We start from the raw sequence: 20,729 nt of genomic DNA, 5'->3' as shown, positions 1-20,729 counted from the left end.
CACGCTCCTTGGGGTCAGGGTATGGCCGCATCGAATTCATTGCCGCTGTTGTCCCGCAGCAACAGGCGCGTCTGCCCTGCGCCTTCGATATCGAAGGCCAGGCTGGGGTTTTCGCTGACGGCAGGAAACAGTTCGAGCCGGGCCAGCAACTGGTCGTTCTGATCCCGCAACTCGGCATGGTTGATGAAGAATTCCGGGATGCCGCTGACCATGCCGTTGTCCATCGGGTGCGCCACTTGCACGCGCACGCGGCTGAAGTCGCGCCGAGGATAACGACCGCCCAGCACTTCACCGATGTGCTCTTCCCAGCCGGGTTGGGTGCGCACCACGCTCGGCGCCGTGCAACCGCCACCCGCCGCGTCGATCAGGGTCGAGCCAACGTGCCAAATGCCATCACGCGTCAGCACCGCCGCGCGCAAGGGTGTGGCTTGTTCGATACGGATGCGGATCGACAGCCAGGGCAGGACCCGGTCCAGCGGTTGGAAATCGACGATTTTCGGCAAAGGATTGAGTTCGGCCCAGGCGAGGATTTTCACCACGTCGCCCTTGAACGCTCGTGCGTCGATTTCCAGGGGCACTTGCCGCGCGTCTTCGGCGAACGGTGGCGCAAACAACTTGATCCGCTCGTCGAACACGAACGGCGCGTCGCCCAGCATCAGCTTGTGATAGAACTCCCACATCACCGACGGCACCGGATCTTTACCCGGTTCGAGGGTCGCCGCGTGCGCGGCCAAGGGCAACCAGCAGGCCAGCAGACAACTCGCTCGCCAGTTCACTATTGATACATCTCGGGCACGTCATAGCGCAGGCCGTAGCGGGCATAAATGGCCTTGACCGAGCCGTCACGAATCAACGCCTCCAGCGCCTCTTCCACGGCATAGGCCAGTTGCCGGTTGCTTTCATTCACCGCCATGCCGATTTCCCAGAGTTGCTTGCCCATGTTCGGGTAGGCGTTTTCGGCCAGCGCCACCTGCGGATCCGCCGCCTCATGCACCTGCCAGTCAATCTCGCCACGCATGGCCATGACCGCGTCGACTTCACCGGCCTTCATCGCCGCGAACGCCTGTGGCACGCCGGGATAGTGGTGGGTTTTGCCGGCGAGCATGCCGTTGAACACCGAGGTCAGGTAGAACGACGGCACGCTGTCGACTTCGACGCCGATCGGGTGCTGCTCGAATACCGCGACACTGCCCACCGAGTCCAGTCGACGGCGGTCATACGCGACTTGCCATTGCTCGTTCTGGTAGGGACCGAACATCACTACATGGTCGTTCTCCAGCTCGCCCAGTTCATTGCGCTTTTGTGAATAGTCGCGGTCGTATGGCACGCGCATCATCAGGTCGGCCAGTTGCTGGTTATGCAACTGGCTGGCGCGCCAGATGTAATCGCGCAGGTCGTCGTCGAGCTTCTCGCCGGCGGGTGCCCAGATCAGCGTCAGGTGCACACCAAGGGCTTTGGCCAGTGCCTCGGCGAGGTCGACATCGACCCCGCGCGGCTGGCCGGCGTCTTCAAAACTGTAGGGGGCGAAATCCTTGTAGACCGCCACTTTCAGTTCGCCTGCGGCGATCATTTGGTCAAAGGTACGGACCTGCGCCTGCGCCACTTGGCAGCACAGCAACACAGCGCTGATCAACACAGTGAGCAGGCGCATGGGCTACTCCTCGACGTGAACGCTGTCCAGGTAGGTGCGCACCGCCCACAAGGCTTCCTGACTCAGGTAATCCGCCATTTTCGGCATGTACACCCGGCCGTCACGCACCGCGCCATGGCGAACCCGTTCGACGAACCATTCATCACCGGCGTCGCCGACATCGAGCAGGCGCAAATCCGGGGCGATGCCGCCGGACTTGGCTTCCAGGCCGTGACAGGCCGCGCAGTTCTGGTTGTAGGCCGAAGAACCGATTTCCAGCGCTTTGTCATGTTGCGGCGAGGCGCGGTAAGGGTTCACCGAGGCCCAGCCATCGGCATCGACCTGCACGCCGGCGTCCTTGATCGGGGTCAGGCCCGGCGTTTCGACAGCCTGCGGCACCACGTTGCCATGGGCCCACACGGAACCTGCGCTGATAAAACCGGCCAGCAGTCCGGCCACGAGCAAGACGTTGCGTTTTGTTGTCATTGTTATGCCCTCTGGGTTGCACGCAAAACCTCTTGGCAGAGGCTATGGCAACCATCTTAGGAACCCCGTCGCACCAGCCCCATGCTGCTTTGGTGGCCGCCATCTAGTCCCTTGGTAGTAGGGCAATTGGCCGACACGCCCGCGTTTCCCGGATGAGTTACGACCTTGGTACTGCCTCTCCGCTACTTTCTGCATATTTCTTCTACCTCGCAGGCTTCCTATGCTGGCGCTACCTGTAATGGAGTGCCTTATGCGCCAGCTTGCCCCTTACGCCCTGATCTACCTGCTGGCGATTGCCTGCGCTGCCGGGCTGGCGACCCAGAGCCAGGCAGCCGACGCGCCGTTGCAGGTGCAGATCGGCTACCTGGGTTATCGCCCCGATCCGGGGCCGTTGTTGTCGAACGTGATTCCCGAACCGACCGACGCCGGGCTGCGCGGCGCCGAACTGGCGATCACCGACAGCAACAGCACCGGGCGTTTTCTCAATCACCGCTACAGCCTGGTCAGTGCCAGCGTCGACAGTCCGGATGCGCTGGTCGAAGCGGCCAAGGCCCAACACGAGCAGGGCCTGCGGCTGTTTGTGGTGAATGCGCCGGTGGAAACCCTGCGCCGACTCAGCGCGGTGCTGCCCGACAGCCTGCTGTTCAACGCCGGCAGCGCGGATGACAGCCTGCGCAGCACCGATTGCCTGCCGAACGTGCTGCACACGCTGCCGAGCCGGGCGATGCTCGCGGATGCGCTGGCGCAATTTCTGGTGGTGCGCAAATGGCAGCGGGCGCTGTTGATCGTCGGCCCGACCACGGACGATCAAGCCTACGCCGCCGCCCTGCGCCGCGCGGCGAAACGCTTCGGCCTGCAACTGGTGGCGGAAAAAGCCTGGAGTTTCGACAACGATCAACGCCGCAGCGCCCAGGCCGACATGCCGCTGTTCACCCAGACCGCCGAATACGATGTGGTGCTGGTGGCGGATGAACGCGGTGACTTCGGCGAATACGTGCCCTACCAGACCTGGTATCCGCGCCCGGTGGCCGGCACTCAGGGCCTGACCCCGGTGGGCTGGCACAAAACCGTGGAAACTTACGGCGCCGCCCAGTTGCAGAAGCGCTTCGAAGCCATGGCCGGGCGCTGGATGAATGACCGTGATTTTGCCGCATGGATGGCCGTGCGCAGCATCGCCAGCGCGGTGAGCAAACTGCGCCAGAGCGATCCGATGGCGATCCGTACGCTTGAAATCAGCGATCAATTGCCCCTGGACGGCTTCAAGGGTCGCAAGCTCAGCTATCGCCCGTGGAATGGCCAGTTGCGTCAGCCGATCCCCATCGTGCAACCCCGGGCGCTGGTCAGCACCTCGCCGCAAGATGGTTTCCTTCACCCCTTCAACGAAATGGACAGCCTGGGCTATGACAAGCCCGAGGTCAGTTGCCGCTTTCCCTGATCGGGTCCCTCACAACACCCACAATAAAAAGGAAACTGCCATGCGCCGCACCCTGCTTTCTTGCGCCCTGCTGCTCGCCGCCGGGCACGCCGCGGCCAGCACCGCCTGGGTCTCGAACGAAAAGGACAACAGCCTGAGCCTGATTGACATGCAGACCCTGCAAGTCACCGACACCCTGCCCGTCGGCCAGCGTCCGCGCGGCCTGCTGCTGTCCCACGACAGCAAGTTGCTGTACATCTGCGCCAGCGATTCCGACCGGGTCCAGGTGATGGACGTCGCCACACGCAAGATCATCAAGGAACTGCCGTCCGGCAAAGACCCCGAGCAATTTGCCCTGCACCCGAACAATCGCTGGCTGTACGTTTCCAACGAAGACGATGCGCTGGTGACGGTGATCGACACCGAAACCTCGAAGGTGCTGAGCCAGATCAACGTCGGCGTCGAACCGGAAGGCATGGCGGTCAGCCCCGACGGCAAATGGGCGGTGAACACCAGCGAAACCACCAACATGCTGCACTGGATCGACACCAGCACCCAGACCCTGGCCGACAGCACCCTGGTGGATCAGCGGCCGCGCTTCGTCGAGTTCGCACCCGATGGTAAACAGCTCTGGGCCTCGGCGGAAATTGGCGGCACCGTGACCATTCTCGACGTCGCCACCCGCCAGATCCTCAAGACCCTGACCTTCCAGATCAAGGGCGTGCACCCGGACAAGGTCCAGCCGGTGGGGATCAAGCTCAGTGCCGACGGCAAATACGGTTTTGTCGCCCTTGGTCCGGCGAACCATGTGGCGGTGATTGACGCCAAGACCTTCGAAATCCTCGACTATCTGCTGGTGGGCCGCCGGGTCTGGCAGATGGCGTTTACCCCGGATCAAAAGCAATTGCTCGCCACCAACGGCGTCAGCGGTGATGTGTCGGTGATTGATGTCGACAGCCTCAAGGTGACCAAATCAGTCAAGGTCGGGCGCTATCCGTGGGGCGTGGTGGTAACGCCATGAACGCACTGCAGGTCAACGAGCTGAGTTTCGCTTACGGCGCGCGGGAAGCGTTGCGCCAGGTAAGTTTCAGCCTGGCACCGGGACGTTTTGCGGCGTTGCTGGGGCCGAACGGCGCGGGCAAATCGACGCTGATTGCGTTGCTCACCCGACTCTATGATTTACAGCACGGTGACATCCTGGTGGGCGGTTGCTCGTTGCGTAACGCGCCGCGCCCGGCGCTCAGACAACTGGGTGTGGTGTTCCAGCAAAGTACGCTGGACCTGGACCTCAGCGTCGAGCAGAACTTGCGTTATCACGCTGCGCTGCATGGCATGTCGCGCCGACAGACCCACCTGCGAGTCGATGCCGAACTCGCCAGGCAAGCATTGACCGAGCGCCGTCGCGAACGGGTACGCGAACTGAATGGCGGTCACCGTCGCCGGGTGGAAATCGCCCGTGCGTTGCTGCATGAGCCACGGCTGCTGCTGCTCGACGAGGCCAGCGTCGGCCTCGACCCAGCCAGTCGACTGGCGCTCAACCAACACATCCGCAGCCTGTGTCGCGAACACGGCATCAGTGTGTTGTGGACCACCCATTTGCTGGATGAAGTGCGGCCGAGCGACGACTTGCTGATTCTGCATCAAGGGCGATTGGTCGCCAGCGGACCCGCCGATGCGCTGAGTCTGGAACACGGCGGTGACCTCGGTTCGGCCTTCGCTCGCCTGACAACGACAGGAGCCGCCCGATGAACGCTTATTGGCAATGCTTCAGCGGCATCGTGCTGCGCGAATGGCTGCGTTTTGTGTTGCAGCGCACACGGTTTCTCAGTGCGCTGGTGCGACCGTTGTTGTGGTTGCTGGTGTTCGCCGCGGGGTTTCGCGCGGCACTCGGCATCGCGATCATCGAGCCCTACGACACCTACATTCCCTATGAGGTCTACATCATTCCAGGGCTGGCCTGCATGATCCTGCTGTTCAACGGCATGCAAGGGTCGCTGTCGATGGTCTACGACCGAGAGATGGGCAGCATGCGCGTGCTGCTCACCAGCCCTCTGCCGCGGACGTTTCTGCTGTGCAGCAAACTGTTGGCCACGTCGCTGATTTCGCTGTTGCAGGTGTATGCCTTTCTGGCGATTGCCTGGGTGTACGGCGTGCAACCGCCGGCCGTGGGTTTGCTGATCGCGTTGCCGGCATTGCTGCTGGTGGCGTTGATGCTCAGCGCGCTGGGCTTGCTGCTGTCCAACGCGATCCGCCAACTGGAGAACTTTGCAGGAGTGATGAACTTCGTGATCTTCCCGCTGTTTTTCCTGTCGTCGGCGCTGTATCCGCTGTGGAAAATGCGCGAGTCCAGTGAATGGTTGTTCTGGTTGTGCGCGTTGAATCCGTTTACCCATGCGGTCGAGCTGGTGCGGTTTGCGCTGTACGAGCGCTTCAATCCACTGGCGCTGGCGGTGTGCGTCGGACTGACGCTGGTGTTCACGTTACTGGCCGTGTTTACCTTCAACCCCCAACACGCGGCCCTGCGCAAAACCAACTGACCACACAATTCCCCCCTGTAGGAGCGAGCTTGCTCGCGATGGTGTGTCAGTGACATTGATCTCGACTGACACGACTTCGCGAGCAAGCTCGCTCCTACAGTTGATCTGCATTGAGCAGGGCAAAATTACTACTTTAGTACTGGTTTACCTGTCTATCGTCGCATTCCCAATGCACCGCGACTGGCATGTAATGGGTTCATAACGATAAGGATTGAACCCCATGCCGCGTGCCCGACGTCGTCTGATGCGCCCTTCTCTCGCGGTGCTGTCGCTGAGCCTGTTGCTGGGCACCGCGCACGCCGAAACGCCGCTGTTCTCTGCCGATGGCTACCGCATCGGTCTCTACCGCAGCCCGACCCCGAATCAGCTCCAGGGTGCGGCCATCATCGACACCGCCGCCCTGCAAACCCTGCTGACTCAAAGCCAGCGTCCGGTGCTGATCGACGTTTACCGCCGTCAATGGCTGCAAGGCCGTTTCATCGAAGACCAGCCCCACGAGAACCTGCCCGGCAGCCACTGGCTGGCCAATACCGGCGACGGTGACCTGACAGCTGCCTGGCAGGACTATTTTGCGCGTAACTTGAATACATTGACCGCAGGCGATCTTGCGCAACCGCTGGTCTTCTACTGCCGTGCCGATTGCTGGCTGAGCTGGAACGCGGTAAAACGCGCCGCCGCGATGGGCTATAAGTCTGTGTATTGGTATCGCGATGGCCTGGACGCCTGGCAAGCGGCAAACCTGCCCGTGACCCCGGCCCAGCCCGAACCCTTTCCCTGATCGTTACGCTTGCGTGTTGTTGCCACACCCTAATCAAAATAATGAGGTGAAAGGCTATGTACAAAATTCTGATTGCCGACGATCACCCGCTGTTTCGCGAAGCCATACATAACGTCATCAGCGATGGATTTCCGGGCAGCGAAGTCATGGAAACCGCCGATCTCGACAGTGCGCTGCTGCTGACTCACGATCACGACGACCTCGACCTGATCCTGCTCGACCTGAACATGCCCGGCATGCACGGCCTCAACGGCCTGATCAACCTGCGCAACGAAGCGCCGACCATTCCGGTGGTGATCGTGTCGGCCGAACAGGACAAACAGATCGTGCTGCAAGCCATCACCTACGGCGCGGTGGGGTTCATCACCAAGTCCTCGCCACGGGTGCAGATGACCGAAGCGATCCAGCAGATTCTCAACGGCAACGTGTACCTGCCGCCGGACATTATCCGCACGCAGAAAGCTGGCACTCATCGCCGGATGAACGACACCCCGAGCTTCCCGCAGGAACTGCTCCAGGCCCTGACCCGCAAACAGTTGCTGGTGCTGGAGCGCATGACCAAGGGCGAATCGAACAAACAGATCGCCTACACCCTGGAAATCGCCGAAACCACGGTCAAGGCCCACGTCTCGGCGATCCTGCGCAAACTCAACGTGCACAACCGCGTGCAGGCGATCCTGAGTGCCGGAGACATCGATTTCGGGTCTTACCTGCGGCGCTGAAACACGATTCCTGCGCCGAGGGCATTTCGCAGCGACGCAAACTCTGTAGCAACTGGCGTAGCCTGCGTTCGGCTGCGCAGCAGTCGTGAAACCTGATTGCGCGGTCTTCCTGATACACCGCATCGTCTTGTTTTACGACTGCTGCGCAGCCGAACGCAGGCTGCGCCAGCTGCTACAGATCGGAATTGCCGCGCGTTATCGGGATGGGCCGAGCAAATGACTCATCGCCGTCTTGAGCTTCATCGGCCGCACCGGCTTGTGCATCAAGGTGTGCCCCAGCTCTCGGATCTGTTGTTTGAGTTCGTTGCTATAGTTGGCGGTGATCATCATCGCCGGGATTGCTGAAGCGCGACGGGCGTTGATCCGCGCTACGGCATCGACGCCATTCTGTTCATCGTCCAGGTGATAGTCGGCAATCAGCAAGTCCGCTTCGGCGTGGTAGTTGTCCACTTGCCGCGCCAAATCCTGCTCCGACAACGCGGTTACCACCTGGCACCCCCAGCCTTCGAGCAAGGTGCGCATGCCCGCGCAAATCGCCGCGTCATTATCCAGCACCCACACCCGCGCGCCGCGCAGACGTTCGAGCATCGGCTCACTCATCACCAGACTCGGCGGCGCCTTGGGCGCCGTTGCACTTAAAGGCACTTCGACGGAGAACATCGAACCCTTGCCCGGCCAGGAACGCACGTGAATGCGGTGGCCAAGAATCCCGGCTATTTTCTCGACAATCGCCAGCCCCAGGCCCAAACCGCGATCCTGATCCGGGCGCTGCACGTCACCGCGTTTGAACTCCTGGAAAATTTCTTCCAGACGGTTTTCGGCGATGCCCATGCCGCTGTCCCACACCTCAATCGACAGGCGCTGGTGATGACGACGGCATCCAAGCACCACGCGTCCACCGTAGGTGTAGCGAATGGCGTTGCTCAAAAGGTTTCTCAGGATCCGCGCCAACAGCTGAATGTCACTGCGCACCAGCGCGGAACAGGCGATGAAATGCAGTTCAAGGCCTTCACTGCGGGCAACCTGGGTGTATTCGGCGGCAAGGTTCTCCAGCAATTCGCTCAGGGCGAACGGCGCGATATCGGCCTTGATGACGCCAGCATCGAGCTTGGAAATATCCACCAGCGTGCCCAGCAGATTCTCCACGTCTTCCAGCGAATTGCTGACATTGCGCACCAGAATCGCATTGGCCACCGGCTCCCGGCGTTCCAGCAAGGCACTGGTAAACAGTCGCGCGGCGTTCAGCGGTTGCAACAAATCGTGGCTGACGGCGGCAAGAAATTTGGTCTTCGACAGGTTGGCCTGCTCGGCCTCAAGCTTGGCCTCACGCAGGCGCGACTCCACCCGCCGACGTTCGTCGATTTCTCGGCGCAGTTGATCGTTAAGGGTCGTCAGTTCGGCGGTGCGTTCGCGCACCCGCAACTCCAGATTCTGATAAGCCTGGTGCAGTGCCTCGGCCGTGCGCCGGCGCTCGGTGATGTCACAGATCAACACGAAAATCCCCACCACTTCCCCAGTGGCCAGGCGATTGGGCACGTAGGAGCGCAGCATGTAGCGTTCCTGATTGTTGATGTTGATTTCGGCGAACTCGAACGTCACGCTTTCACCCGCCAGGGCCCGCGCCACGTAGGCTTCCAGGCGCTGGTAATGCTGCTCGCTGTGAACTTCGCGCAAGCTCTGCCCGAGCATCACACCCCGGGGCCAGCAGTACCATTCTTCGTAGACTTTATTGGTGAACTCGTAGACCAGATCGGCGTTGAGGTAGGCGATCAGCGCCGGCACATGGTCGGTGATCAGGCGAATCCAGCGCTCGCTTTCGCTGAGTGCTTCGGCGTGCTGGTAGCGTTCGGTGATGTCGGTGAAGGTGTTGACGAACCCACCGGTGGGCAACGGATGAGTGCGAATTTCCAGCACCCGGCCACCGTAGAGGCGCTGCTCGCATTCCTGCACCGGCCGCCCGTTTGAGTCGCGACTGGCCGGAGTCAGCAGGTTCAACTCACTGTCGGCGATCACTTCGGCGAACGGACGATGGGCCGCCACCGGGGCCAAGCCGCTGAGCTCCAGAAAGCGCCGGTTCCACAATTCCAGAATGCCCTCGGCATTGACCATCGCCACGCCTTGGGACAGGTTATCGACCGCCCGTTGCAGCAAATGGGATTTCTGCGCCACCGCTTGTTCACGGCGCAGCGCTTCACTGAGTTTGACGTCGGTGATGTCAGTGAACAGGATCACGCGCCCGCCCTCCTGGGTGGGCCGCTCGCTGACTTGCAGCCAACGGCCGTCTTGAAGGCGATAGAGCAGGTTTTCGTCGACGCCTCCACGGGGTTCTTCAGTGAACAACCCGGTCGCCGTCATCAATCGCTTGACCTCGGCCAAGCGCATGCCCGCGTTGATCCGCACCCGGCTATCGCCCCAAAACCCCCTGAAACGGCTGTTGAACAGCACGATCCGTTGCTCGGCATCAAACAGCACAAAGGCGTCGGAAATGCTCTCGATGGCATCGATCAAATGTTGGTGGGCGGTTTCAGCCCGTAGCCGCGCTTCGCTGAGCAAATGATTACCGGCCTTGAGTTCGGCCATGGCCTGGTTCAAGGCGTCGGTGCGCTCACGCACCTGCTCGGCCAACACCACTGAATGCTGGAACGCCGCGTACGGGTCGTTGCCGCGGGTGATGCCTGACTCGATCCGCTCGATCAGCGCGGCATTGATGCGTTGCAGTTTGTGGTTGTCGTGTCGCAGGCTGGCGATCTGAGCCTGTAGCTCAGCGGTGTCCAAGGGACCGGCCTCGGGCAATGGCAACCCCGGTGAAGGTCTGGTTGATGTGCATGCCATTGAACTGTTCTCCGTAGGTGTTGAAACCCATCACCCGCTGATCGCGCAAAAACGCGCCGATCTGCTCCAGGCTGCCGTCGTCTTCCAGTTCCAGACGCCTGAGAAAACAATCGCAGCCAATGGTCAGCAACAGATCGCCGAGGCGCTCCTGCAGCCCTTCGAACAAGGCTTGCAGATTGGGCAGCATCGGGCCTGGCGTCATGACCGTAAGAACAATGCCGTTCTCCACCGCGCAATAGAAACTCAGGCTCAAGTCCGGATGAACCTGCTGGATCGCCCGCACGTAGTACTGATCGTTGATCCGCACCGCGAGCGGGTGCGCGGCGAAGACTCGGTGATCGAGCTCCGCCACCGGCACGCCGATGTGCCGGGCGTATTCCTCGGCGGCGGGCTCGGCATTAAGTTCAAAGACCCGGCGCGAAGCGCTGTCAGCCCCGGTGACCACCAGTTTTTCCGCCCTCGGCAGGATGTGGTGGGTGGTGAAGACCTCGAAGTCGAGCCACGTATTGACCAGCACCACTACCGCCGCGCCGCTGTGGAACTCGCCGCCGAAGTACACGTGGGTGTGGGTCAGGTAGTTGTCGTCGCCTGCCGATCCGCCGAAATGCGGAATGTCGCCCAACGCCGCACTCAGGGCGGCGAGGACCATTTCTTCGCGGCTGGACAAACCATCGAGCAGGGTCAGGGCGAAGCTGTTGCCCTTGATCGGCGCCAGGGTATTACTGCGACAGCCACTGACCAGTCGCTCGACCATTTGCTGGGCGTCGATCAGGCTGAAGCGTTCCATCTCGCAGATCAGCTCGACGGCGATGGAAAAGTGCCGATGATCGAAACCCACCGCCGTGACGCAGTTGCGGCCATAGCCCAGAGGAGTGATTTCTCCGGCGCTGGTGCAGCCCACCAGGCGAATCCCGCCGAAGCTTTCTTGCAAGGCCTGCCCCAGCGCCTGCAAGTCGTACTCGGCGGAACAAAAGAACAGCACAAACCCCAGGTGCGGGTGCAACAACCGTCGTGCCAACTCCTGAGCCACCTGCTGGGCATCGGTGGCCTGGGACATTGCACTGACGACGCCTTCGCTCTGGACCTGATGCATTGTGGCCTCCCGCAGGTGCGCCTGGATGAGGCACGAGTGTACGAATCCTGAGGGTCTGGACGTATGCTACTTGGGTAGCGGGTACCTGCTTCGATGGGATGAGACGGGGCGCGTGGATCTACAGAACACCACACATCCCCTGTGGGAGCGGGCTTGCTCGCGAAAGCGGTGTGTCAGGCAACATCAATGTCGACTTGAAGACCGCCTTCGCGAGCAAGCCCGCTCCCACAGGGGATCGGCGTTAAGACCCGCTACGCGGTCGCTTTGAACAACATGTAAGCGGCGACCACCACGCAGATGGCGGCAAAACCAGTTTGCAGGGCTCGCGGCGGTACGTGCGCGCACAGTTTTCGGCCAATGATCATGCCGACGATGCTCGCCGCGATGAAGGCGTAACCGAGGCTGTCAATGCGCACCCCGACCTGAAACGCACCGATCACGCCGATCGCGGAAATCAGGCTGATCACCATCAACGACGTGGCGACGATGCCGCGCATCTGCACATCGGTCAGTTGCTTGAACGCCGGGACGATCAGGAAACCACCGCCCACCCCGAGTAATCCTGAGACCACGCCCGTCACCGCGCCCAACGCAGCCAATGTCGCGGTGCATTTGGCGGTCCAGGAAAAGCGCCCCGTCTGTTGATCGAGCATGCAGTTTTTCTGGCCCCAGTTGGCGTGCCCGTGGTCGTTTGGCCCTTCATCCTGACGCTCTTTGCGCAGCATTCGCCAAGCGACCATGACCATCAGCAGGCTGAACAGGATCATCAAGATCCTTTCCGGCAACTGATGGGCGAAGAAAATGCCGAACGGGGAAAATATCGCCCCCAGCAACGCGATCAACAACGCCGCTCGGTAGCGTACCAGACCGTGACGTAATCCGTCGATGGCGCCGACGGCCGCCGCACTGCCCACCGCAAACAGTGCGACCGGCGCGGCTTGGGTCATCGTCAAACCCAACCCCAGCACCAACGCCGGTACCGCAAGAATGCCGCCACCGGCACCGGTCAATCCGAGTACCAGGCCCATGACCACACCAAAAAAACTTGCCAGCAACATAAACCACTCGTGATCTGCAACAAAAAGCCGGGAGCGCCCGGTATCGATGACTGACAGGATAGAGCCCGAACGGATTTTTTTCTCACTTTGAATTGATGCGGGGCTGGTCAGCACAGGGACAATGAATCTACCCTCAAGGCTCGTTCAGAAAGAAACGGCCACCATGCCTGCCTTGATTGAAGCTTTTTTTGACCCCGCCTCGTCAACCTACAGTTATGTGATCTACGAACACGACGGCGGGCACTGCGCAATCGTCGACCCGGTGCTCGACTACGACCCGGCCGCCGGGCGCACTGCAACCGTCCAGGCCGACAGGATCATCGGCTTCGTTCGCGAACATCAGTTGCAGGTGCAATGGCTGCTGGAAACCCACGCCCACGCCGACCATTTATCCGCCGCACCCTATCTGCGTCGCGAGCTGGGGGGCAAGATCGCTATCGGCCAGTCGATCAGCAAGGTTCAGGGGGTGTTCAAGACCCTGTTCAATCTGGAGCCGGAGTTTTGTGTCGATGGCTCGCAGTTCGATCATCTGTTTGCCCCGGATGAATCGTTCATGATCGGCAACCTCAAGGCCACCGCGCTGCATGTGCCCGGCCATACCCCGGCCGACATGGCTTATTTGATCGGCGGCGATGTGCTCCTGGTGGGCGATACGCTGTTCATGCCAGACGTGGGCACCGCTCGCTGTGACTTTCCCGGCGGTAACGCCAGTCAGCTGTTCGCTTCGATCCAGAAGTTGCTGGCCTTCCCCGCGAGCGTCAGTCTGTATGTCTGCCATGACTATCCGCCCGAGGGCCGCGAACCCCGGTGCATGACCACGGTTGGCGAACAGCGCCAAAGCAATATTCACGTCCACGATGGCATCGACGAAATGGCCTTCGTCGCCATGCGCACCCAGCGCGATGCCGGGCTGGGCATGCCGACGCTGTTGCTGCCGGCGATTCAGGTGAATGTACGGGCGGGGAACTTGCCGCCGGCGGAGGACAACGGCGTCACGTACCTGAAAATCCCTCTGAACAAACTCTGACTTTGTAGCAGCTGACGAGCACCGCGAGGCTGCGATCGCGGTCTGCCTGAAAGAGCCCGGTTGCAGGGTTTGCGACGGCTGCGCCGCCGAACGCTGCCTCGCGGTGCTCGACAACTGCTACGGAGATTGGGTTTAGCCAGCCAGGGTCAAACCATTGGCCGGCAATGGCAGCGCCGTCTTGTATCGCACCTGCTTGAGCGCAAAGCTTGAGCGGATGTTGGCCACGCCGGGGACTTTGGTGAGGAAATCCATCATGAAGCGCTCCAGCGACTGAATGGTTGGCACCAACACACGGATCAAATAGTCCGGGTCGCCGGCCATCAAATAGCATTCCATCACTTCCGGGCGATCCGAGATCGCCTCTTCGAAATGTGCCAGCGCCTCTTCCACCTGTTTCTCCAGGCTGACGTGGATGAACACGTTGACGTGCAGCCCCAGCAGGTCGGCATCGAGCAGAGTCACTTGCTCACGAATCAGGCCCAGTTCTTCCATCGCCTTGACCCGATTGAAACACGGCGTCGGCGACAGGTTGACCGAGCGTGCAAGGTCGGCGTTGGTGATACGGGCGTTCTCCTGAAGGCTGTTGAGAATGCCGATATCGGTACGATCCAGTTTGCGCATGAGACAAAACCTCCTGTTATTTTTGTTTATTTAGAATTTCTATCCTCAAATGATCGCCAACGCAACGAAACACAGATAAATATTCTCCTGCGCCGGGCCTATGATGTTTGTAGGACAAGATTTCCATTACACGTGGAATGACGGTCAGCTCACTACAAGAAATTCACAAGATCGAGCGTAGAAGCCATGAACCAAGCGTACGAACCGCTGCAACTGCACGTTCCCGAGCCATCGGGCCGTCCTGGCTGCAAAACCGACTTTTCCTACCTGCGTCTGACCGACGCCGGCACGGTGCGCAAACCCGCTATCGATGTTGAACCTGCCGAGACTGCCGATCTGGCCAAGGGCCTGATTCGCGTGCTCGACGACCAAGGCAATGCCCTCGGCCCATGGGGCGAAGGCGTGCCCGTCGAGATCCTGCGCAAAGGCATGCGCGCCATGCTCAAGACGCGGATCTTCGACAACCGCATGGTGGTCGCCCAGCGTCAGAAAAAAATGTCGTTCTACATGCAGAGCCTTGGCGAAGAAGCCATCGGCAGCGCCCAGGCCCTGGCCTTGAACATCGACGACATGTGCTTCCCCACCTACCGTCAGCAAAGCATCCTGATGGCGCGCGAAGTCCCGCTGGTGGGCCTGATCTGCCAACTGCTGTCCAATGAGCGCGATCCGCTCAAGGGCCGTCAGTTGCCGATCATGTACTCGGTCAAAGAGTCTGGCTTCTTCACCATTTCCGGCAACCTCGCCACCCAATTCGTACAAGGTGTGGGCTGGGGCATGGCGTCGGCGATCAAGGGCGACACCAAAATCGCCTCGGCCTGGATTGGCGACGGCGCCACCGCCGAGTCGGACTTCCACACTGCCCTCACCTTCGCCCACGTTTACCGGGCGCCTGTGATCCTCAACGTGGTCAACAATCAGTGGGCCATCTCCACATTCCAGGCGATTGCCGGTGGTGAAGCCACCACGTTCGCTGGCCGTGGCGTCGGCTGCGGGATTGCCTCCCTTCGGGTCGACGGCAACGACTTCGTCGCCGTCTATGCCGCCTCTGCCTGGGCCGCTGAACGCGCACGCCGCAACCTCGGTCCGACCATGATCGAATGGGTCACCTACCGCGCCGGCCCGCACTCGACCTCCGATGACCCTTCCAAATACCGTCCCGCCGACGACTGGAGCCACTTCCCGTTGGGCGACCCGATAGCGCGCCTGAAGCAGCACCTGGTGAAAATCGGCCAGTGGTCCGAAGAGGAACACGTCGCCGTCAGCGCCGAACTGGAAGCCGAAGTCATTGCCGCGCAGAAAGAAGCCGAGCAGTACGGCACCCTTGCCGGCGGCCAGATTCCAAGCGCCGCGACCATGTTCGAAGACGTCTATAAAGAGATGCCGGAGCACTTGAAGCGCCAGCGTCAAGAGTTGGGGATCTGACATGAACGACCACAACAACAAAATTGAGCTGGAAACCGCCATGACCACAACCACCATGACCATGATCCAGGCCCTGCGCTCGGCCATGGATGTGATGCTTGAGCGTGACGATAATGTCGTGGTGTTTGGCCAGGACGTCGGCTACTTCGGCGGCGTGTTCCGTTGCACCGAAGGCTTGCAGACCAAATACGGCACCTCCCGGGTGTTCGATGCGCCGATCTCCGAAAGCGGCATCGTCGGCGTCGCCGTCGGCATGGGCGCCTACGGCCTGCGCCCGGTGGCCGAGATTCAGTTTGCCGACTACGTCTACCCGGCGTCCGACCAGATCATTTCCGAAGCCGCCCGCCTGCGTTATCGCTCGGCCGGCGAGTTCACCGCCCCGATGACCCTGCGCATGCCGTGCGGTGGTGGCATCTACGGTGGCCAGACCCACAGCCAAAGTATCGAGGCGATGTTTACCCAGGTCTGCGGCCTGCGTACCGTCATGCCGTCCAACCCCTACGACGCCAAGGGCCTGCTGATCGCCTCCATCGAAAACGATGACCCGGTGATCTTTCTTGAGCCAAAACGCTTGTACAACGGCCCGTTCGACGGCCACCACGATCGCCCGGTAACCCCGTGGTCGAAACACCCGGCCGCACAAGTCCCGGACGGTTACTACACCGTGCCGCTCGATGTGGCTGCCATCACCCGTCCAGGCAAGGACGTGACCATCCTGACCTACGGCACCACCGTTTACGTGTCGCAAGTGGCCGCCGAAGAAACCGGCATCGACGCTGAAGTCATCGACTTGCGCAGCCTATGGCCGCTGGACCTGGAAACCATCGTCAAGTCGGTGAAGAAAACCGGCCGTTGCGTGGTCGTCCACGAAGCGACCCGCACCTGCGGTTTTGGTGCTGAACTGGTCGCCCTGGTGCAAGAACACTGCTTCCACTACTTGGAAGCGCCTATCGAGCGTGTCACCGGTTGGGACACTCCCTACCCGCACGCACAAGAATGGGCGTATTTCCCTGGTCCGTCCCGTGTGGGCGCGGCTTTGCATCGGGTTATGGAGGTCTGAATGGGTACCCACGTTATTAAGATGCCGGACATTGGTGAAGGCATTGCAGAAGTTGAACTGTCGGTGTGGCACGTCAAGGTCGGCGACCTGGTCGTCGAGGATCAGGTGCTGGCCGATGTCATGACCGACAAGGCTATGGTCGACATCCCTTCTCCGGTGCACGGCAAAGTGATTGCGCTGGGCGGTGTGCCCGGCGAGGTCATGGCGGTGGGCAGCATCCTGATCAGCATTGAAGTCGAAGGCGCGGGCAACGTTAAAGAGTCGGCTCAACCGGCTGTTGCTGCTGCCGTGAAAGAAGCGCCGGTTGCAGCGCCAAAAGTCGCAGCTGTTGCTGAAAGCAAACCGGTCGCTGCTACAGCGCCACGAGCTGCCGCTTGTCAAGGTCCAATGGTTGCTCGCGAGGCCGATGAGCGTCCGCTGGCCTCCCCGGCCGTGCGCAAACATGCGCTGGACCTCGGCATCCAGTTGCGTCTGGTGCGCGGCACCGGCCCTGCCGGTCGTGTCCTGCACGAAGACCTCGACGCCTATCTGGCTCAAGGTCAGTCAAATGCGTCGACCGCCACCGCCGCTTACGCCCAGCGTAACGACGAAGAGCAAATCCCGGTCATCGGCATGCGCCGCAAGATCGCCCAGCGCATGCAGGACGCCACCCAGCGCGCCGCTCACTTCAGCTATGTCGAAGAAATCGACGTCACGGCCGTGGAAGAACTGCGTGCGCACCTGAACGAGAAACACGGCGCGACGCGCGGCAAGTTGACCTTGCTGCCGTTCCTGGTCCGCGCCCTGGTGGTTGCCCTGCGCGACTTTCCGCAAATCAACGCCCGTTACGACGACGAAGCCCAGGTCATCACCCGCCTCGGCGCAGTACACGTGGGCATCGCCACGCAAGCCGACATCGGTTTGATGGTACCGGTGGTGCGTCACGCTGAAGCCCGCAGTTTGTGGGACAGCGCCACGGAAATCTCCCGTTTGGCCACCGCCGCGCGCAATGGCAAGGCCAGTCGCGATGAGCTGTCCGGCTCAAGTATTACCCTGACCAGCCTAGGCGCTTTGGGCGGGATTGTCAGCACGCCGGTGCTGAACCTGCCGGAAGTGGCGATCGTTGGCGTCAACAAAATCGTCGAACGTCCAATGGTCGTCAAAGGCCAGATCGTGATTCGCAAGATGATGAACCTCTCCAGCTCCTTCGATCACCGCGTGGTCGATGGCATGGACGCGGCGCAATTCATCCAGGCCATTCGAGGCTTGCTCGAACAACCCGCTACCTTGTTTGTGGAGTAAGGCATGCAGAACTTGAACACCACATTGCTGATCATCGGCGGCGGTCCTGGGGGTTATGTAACGGCGATTCGGGCCGGTCAGCTGGGCATTCCGACCATTCTGGTGGAAGGCCAGTCGTTGGGCGGTACGTGCCTGAACATCGGCTGCATTCCGTCCAAGGCGCTGATCCACGTTGCCGAGCAGTTCCACCAGACGCAGCACCACAGCCAGCATTCAGCTCTGGGTATTAGCGTTTCGGCGCCGACCCTGGACATCGGCAAAAGCGTGGAGTGGAAGGACGGTATCGTTGATCGCCTGACGACTGGCGTTTCGGCGTTACTTAAAAAGAACAAAATCCAGGTTATTCAAGGCTTTGCGACAGTCATTGACGGTAAAACCGTAGAAGTCGGCGACACGCGCATCCAGTGCGAGCACCTGGTGCTGGCCACCGGTTCGAAAAGCGTGAACCTGCCGATGTTGCCAATTGGCGGGCCAATCATCTCTTCCACTGAAGCTCTGGCGCCGACTTCTGTGCCAAAACGGCTGGTTGTGGTGGGTGGCGGTTACATTGGCTTGGAGTTGGGCATTGCCTATCGCAAGCTTGGCGCCGAGGTCAGTGTGGTCGAGGCACAGGACCGCATATTGCCGGCCTACGATGCCGAGCTGACGCAACCGGTGCATGACGAACTTAAAAAACTCGGCGTGAAGCTTTACTTGAAGCATAGCGTTCAAAGCTTTGATTCCGTTAGTAATACACTTCAGGTTCTAGAGCCTGGTGGTGAGACGCTGAACCTCGAAACCGATCAGGTGCTGGTGGCCGTCGGACGCAAACCCAACACCCAGGGTTTTAACCTTGAAGCGCTGAAACTGGACATGAACGGCTCGGCGATCAAGATCGACAACCGTTGCCAGACCAGCATGCGCAACGTGTATGCCATCGGCGACGTCAGCGGCGAACCGATGCTGGCACACAGGGCGATGGCCCAAGGCGAGATGGTTGCGGAACTGATCAGCGGCAAATCCCGCGAGTTCAACCCGACCGCCATCGCTGCCGTGTGCTTTACCGACCCGGAACTGGTGGTCGTCGGCAAGACACCGGACGAGGTCAATGCCGCAGGGCTGGACTGCATCGTTTCAAGCTTCCCGTTTGCGGCCAATGGCCGGGCCATGACGCTGGAGTCGAAAAGCGGTTTCGTGCGGGTTGTCGCTCGTCGGGATAATCATGTGATTGTCGGCTGGCAGGCGGTCGGTGTGGGGGTGTCGGAATTGTCGACAGCGTTTGGCCAGAGCCTGGAAATGGGCGCTCGGCTGGAAGACATCGCCGGCACCATCCATGCGCATCCGACGTTGGGCGAGGCGGTGCAAGAAGCGGCGTTGCGTGCCCTTGGGCACGCGTTGCACTTGTAAAGATCAAAAGATCGCAGCCGTCGGCAGCTCCTACAGGGGATCGCGAACCTGTAGGAGCTGCCGCAGGCTGCGATCTTTTAAGCGACGACTTCGTCGTCGAACGCTGCCTCGCGGTGCTCGACAGCTGCTACATCGGGTGCATCGATGGTCGCAGAGATCGAATTGCGGGCTGCGAAACAGGCCCGGAATGAAGTATTGTTGTCCCCATCCAGAAAAACGTCAGAAGCCTTGAACCGTTTCGGCGGTTGTTAAGTGATAGAGGGTGTCATGGGTAACGAAAGCATCAATTGGGACAAGTTGGGTTTTGACTACATCAAGACAGACAAGCGCTATCTGTCGCACTGGCGTAATGGCGAGTGGGACAAAGGCACCCTGACCGAAGACAATGTGCTGCACATCAGCGAAGGCTCCACTGCCCTTCACTATGGCCAGCAATGCTTCGAGGGCCTGAAGGCCTACCGTTGCAAGGACGGTTCGATCAACCTGTTCCGCCCGGATCAGAACGCCGCACGCATGCAACGCAGCTGCGCCCGCCTGCTGATGCCACAGGTGTCCACCGAGCAGTTCGTCGAAGCGTGCAAGGACGTGGTCCGCGCCAACGAGCGTTTCATCCCGCCTTACGGCACCGGCGGCGCGCTGTACCTGCGTCCGTTCGTGATCGGCGTGGGTGACAACATCGGCGTGCGTACTGCGCCCGAGTTCATCTTTTCGATCTTCGCCATTCCGGTCGGTGCCTACTTCAAGGGCGGCCTGACCCCGCACAACTTCCTGATCTCCAGCTATGACCGTGCTGCCCCTCAAGGCACCGGCGCGGCCAAGGTCGGTGGCAACTATGCCGCCAGCCTGATGCCAGGGTCCCAGGCCAAGAAAGCGCACTTCGCCGACTGCATCTACCTGGACCCGATGACGCACACCAAAATCGAAGAAGTCGGTTCGGCCAACTTCTTCGGGATCACCCACGACGACAAGTTCGTGACCCCGAACTCGCCGTCGGTACTGCCAGGCATCACCCGACTGTCGTTGATCGAACTGGCAAAATCGCGTCTGGGCCTGGAAGTGGTCGAAGGTGACGTGTTCATCGACAAGCTGTCCGATTTCAAGGAAGCCGGCGCTTGCGGTACGGCTGCCGTGATCACCCCGATTGGCGGCATCAGCTACAACGATCACCTGCATGTGTTCCACAGCGAAACCGAAGTCGGCCCGATCACCCAGAAGCTCTACAAAGAGCTGACCGGTGTACAGACCGGCGAAATCGAAGCGCCAGCGGGCTGGATCGTCAAGGTTTGACCTGAGACGGCTGTCCGTTTGAGTACAAAAGCCCGGCCTTCACATTGATGGCCGGGCTTTTTTTTCGGCCACTGAAAGATCGCAGCCTGCGGCAG

19 protein-coding genes are annotated in these 20,729 nt (G+C 60.7%); 12 read left to right on the top strand and 7 right to left on the bottom strand.

What is annotated here, in order from left to right:
- Nucleotides 1-14: 14 nt before the first annotated feature.
- The 3 genes from ACA052_RS12575 to pedF are packed head-to-tail and all read right to left on the bottom strand — an operon-like array spanning nt 15 to nt 2,116.
- A complete protein-coding gene (locus ACA052_RS12575; protein WP_497649960.1) occupies nt 15-776 on the bottom strand; it encodes a quinoprotein dehydrogenase-associated SoxYZ-like carrier in 762 nt (253 codons plus the stop codon).
- The gene (locus tag ACA052_RS12570) at nt 776-1,651 is read right to left on the bottom strand and encodes a substrate-binding periplasmic protein (protein WP_497649959.1); all 876 of its coding nucleotides are present in this window, start codon (nt 1,649-1,651) and stop codon (nt 776-778) included. Before ACA052_RS12570 ends, ACA052_RS12575 begins: the two co-directional genes overlap by 1 nt.
- A gap of 3 nt (nt 1,652-1,654) precedes the next feature.
- Nucleotides 1,655-2,116, bottom strand: coding sequence for a cytochrome c-550 PedF (gene pedF, locus ACA052_RS12565; RefSeq protein ID WP_497649958.1), 462 nt, complete (start codon nt 2,114-2,116; stop codon nt 1,655-1,657).
- Nucleotides 2,117-2,366: 250 nt separating this feature from the next.
- Here pedF and ACA052_RS12560 point away from each other — a divergent pair, with 250 nt between their 5' ends.
- From ACA052_RS12560 to ACA052_RS12535, 6 genes are all read left to right on the top strand, one after another.
- Complete coding sequence (locus tag ACA052_RS12560) at nt 2,367-3,551, top strand: ABC transporter substrate-binding protein (protein ID WP_497649957.1); 1,185 nt, start codon at nt 2,367-2,369, stop codon at nt 3,549-3,551.
- A 40-nt stretch (nt 3,552-3,591) separates the two neighbouring features.
- Nucleotides 3,592-4,551 (top strand): YVTN family beta-propeller repeat protein, encoded by a 960-nt coding sequence (locus ACA052_RS12555; protein ID WP_497649956.1) that lies wholly within the window; start codon nt 3,592-3,594, stop codon nt 4,549-4,551.
- A complete protein-coding gene (locus ACA052_RS12550) occupies nt 4,548-5,279 on the top strand; it encodes an ABC transporter ATP-binding protein (RefSeq protein ID WP_497649955.1) in 732 nt (243 codons plus the stop codon). The genes ACA052_RS12555 and ACA052_RS12550 overlap by 4 nt, the downstream gene beginning before the upstream one ends.
- A complete protein-coding gene (locus ACA052_RS12545) occupies nt 5,276-6,067 on the top strand; it encodes an ABC transporter permease (RefSeq protein WP_497649954.1) in 792 nt (263 codons plus the stop codon). The genes ACA052_RS12550 and ACA052_RS12545 overlap by 4 nt, the downstream gene beginning before the upstream one ends.
- Before the next feature lie 220 nt (nt 6,068-6,287).
- Nucleotides 6,288-6,845 (top strand): PQQ-dependent catabolism-associated CXXCW motif protein, encoded by a 558-nt coding sequence (locus ACA052_RS12540; RefSeq protein WP_497649953.1) that lies wholly within the window; start codon nt 6,288-6,290, stop codon nt 6,843-6,845.
- 56 nt (nt 6,846-6,901) lie between these two features.
- Nucleotides 6,902-7,567, top strand: coding sequence for a response regulator (locus ACA052_RS12535; RefSeq protein WP_497649952.1), 666 nt, complete (start codon nt 6,902-6,904; stop codon nt 7,565-7,567).
- A gap of 195 nt (nt 7,568-7,762) precedes the next feature.
- Here ACA052_RS12535 and nahK read toward each other — a convergent pair whose 3' ends face one another.
- From nahK to ACA052_RS12520, 3 genes are all read right to left on the bottom strand, one after another.
- A complete protein-coding gene (gene nahK, locus ACA052_RS12530) occupies nt 7,763-10,399 on the bottom strand; it encodes a hybrid sensor histidine kinase/response regulator NahK/ErcS' (RefSeq protein ID WP_497649951.1) in 2,637 nt (878 codons plus the stop codon).
- Nucleotides 10,329-11,492, bottom strand: coding sequence for a nitric oxide-sensing protein NosP (gene nosP, locus ACA052_RS12525; RefSeq protein ID WP_497649950.1), 1,164 nt, complete (start codon nt 11,490-11,492; stop codon nt 10,329-10,331). Before nosP ends, nahK begins: the two co-directional genes overlap by 71 nt.
- A gap of 251 nt (nt 11,493-11,743) precedes the next feature.
- A complete protein-coding gene (locus ACA052_RS12520) occupies nt 11,744-12,550 on the bottom strand; it encodes a sulfite exporter TauE/SafE family protein (RefSeq protein ID WP_497649949.1) in 807 nt (268 codons plus the stop codon).
- Nucleotides 12,551-12,713: 163 nt separating this feature from the next.
- Between ACA052_RS12520 and ACA052_RS12515 the strand changes: the two genes are divergently transcribed.
- Entirely contained in the window at nt 12,714-13,577 is an 864-nt protein-coding gene (locus ACA052_RS12515; protein WP_497649948.1) for an MBL fold metallo-hydrolase, read from the top strand.
- A gap of 132 nt (nt 13,578-13,709) precedes the next feature.
- On the opposite strand, the gene bkdR is transcribed toward ACA052_RS12515, so the two are convergent.
- Entirely contained in the window at nt 13,710-14,198 is a 489-nt protein-coding gene (gene bkdR / locus ACA052_RS12510; RefSeq protein WP_480421742.1) for a Bkd operon transcriptional regulator BkdR, read from the bottom strand.
- A gap of 186 nt (nt 14,199-14,384) precedes the next feature.
- Between bkdR and ACA052_RS12505 the strand changes: the two genes are divergently transcribed.
- From ACA052_RS12505 to ACA052_RS12485, 5 genes are all read left to right on the top strand, one after another.
- On the top strand, nt 14,385-15,620 hold the full coding sequence (locus ACA052_RS12505; protein ID WP_497649947.1) for a 3-methyl-2-oxobutanoate dehydrogenase (2-methylpropanoyl-transferring) subunit alpha: 1,236 nt from the start codon (nt 14,385-14,387) through the stop codon (nt 15,618-15,620).
- Between the two features lies 1 nt (nt 15,621).
- Complete coding sequence (locus tag ACA052_RS12500) at nt 15,622-16,680, top strand: alpha-ketoacid dehydrogenase subunit beta (RefSeq protein ID WP_497649946.1); 1,059 nt, start codon at nt 15,622-15,624, stop codon at nt 16,678-16,680.
- Nucleotides 16,681-17,961 (top strand): dihydrolipoamide acetyltransferase family protein, encoded by a 1,281-nt coding sequence (locus ACA052_RS12495; RefSeq protein ID WP_497649945.1) that lies wholly within the window; start codon nt 16,681-16,683, stop codon nt 17,959-17,961.
- 3 nt (nt 17,962-17,964) lie between these two features.
- Nucleotides 17,965-19,347, top strand: coding sequence for a dihydrolipoyl dehydrogenase (gene lpdA / locus ACA052_RS12490; protein WP_497649944.1), 1,383 nt, complete (start codon nt 17,965-17,967; stop codon nt 19,345-19,347).
- 267 nt (nt 19,348-19,614) lie between these two features.
- Entirely contained in the window at nt 19,615-20,634 is a 1,020-nt protein-coding gene (locus ACA052_RS12485; RefSeq protein WP_497649943.1) for a branched-chain amino acid aminotransferase, read from the top strand.
- Nucleotides 20,635-20,729: the final 95 nt, after the last annotated feature.

The organism is Pseudomonas sp. LBUM1644, assembly GCF_059716195.1.
Note: the sequence above shows the minus strand (reverse complement) of the source record. Positions and strands in the feature narration are given on the sequence as shown.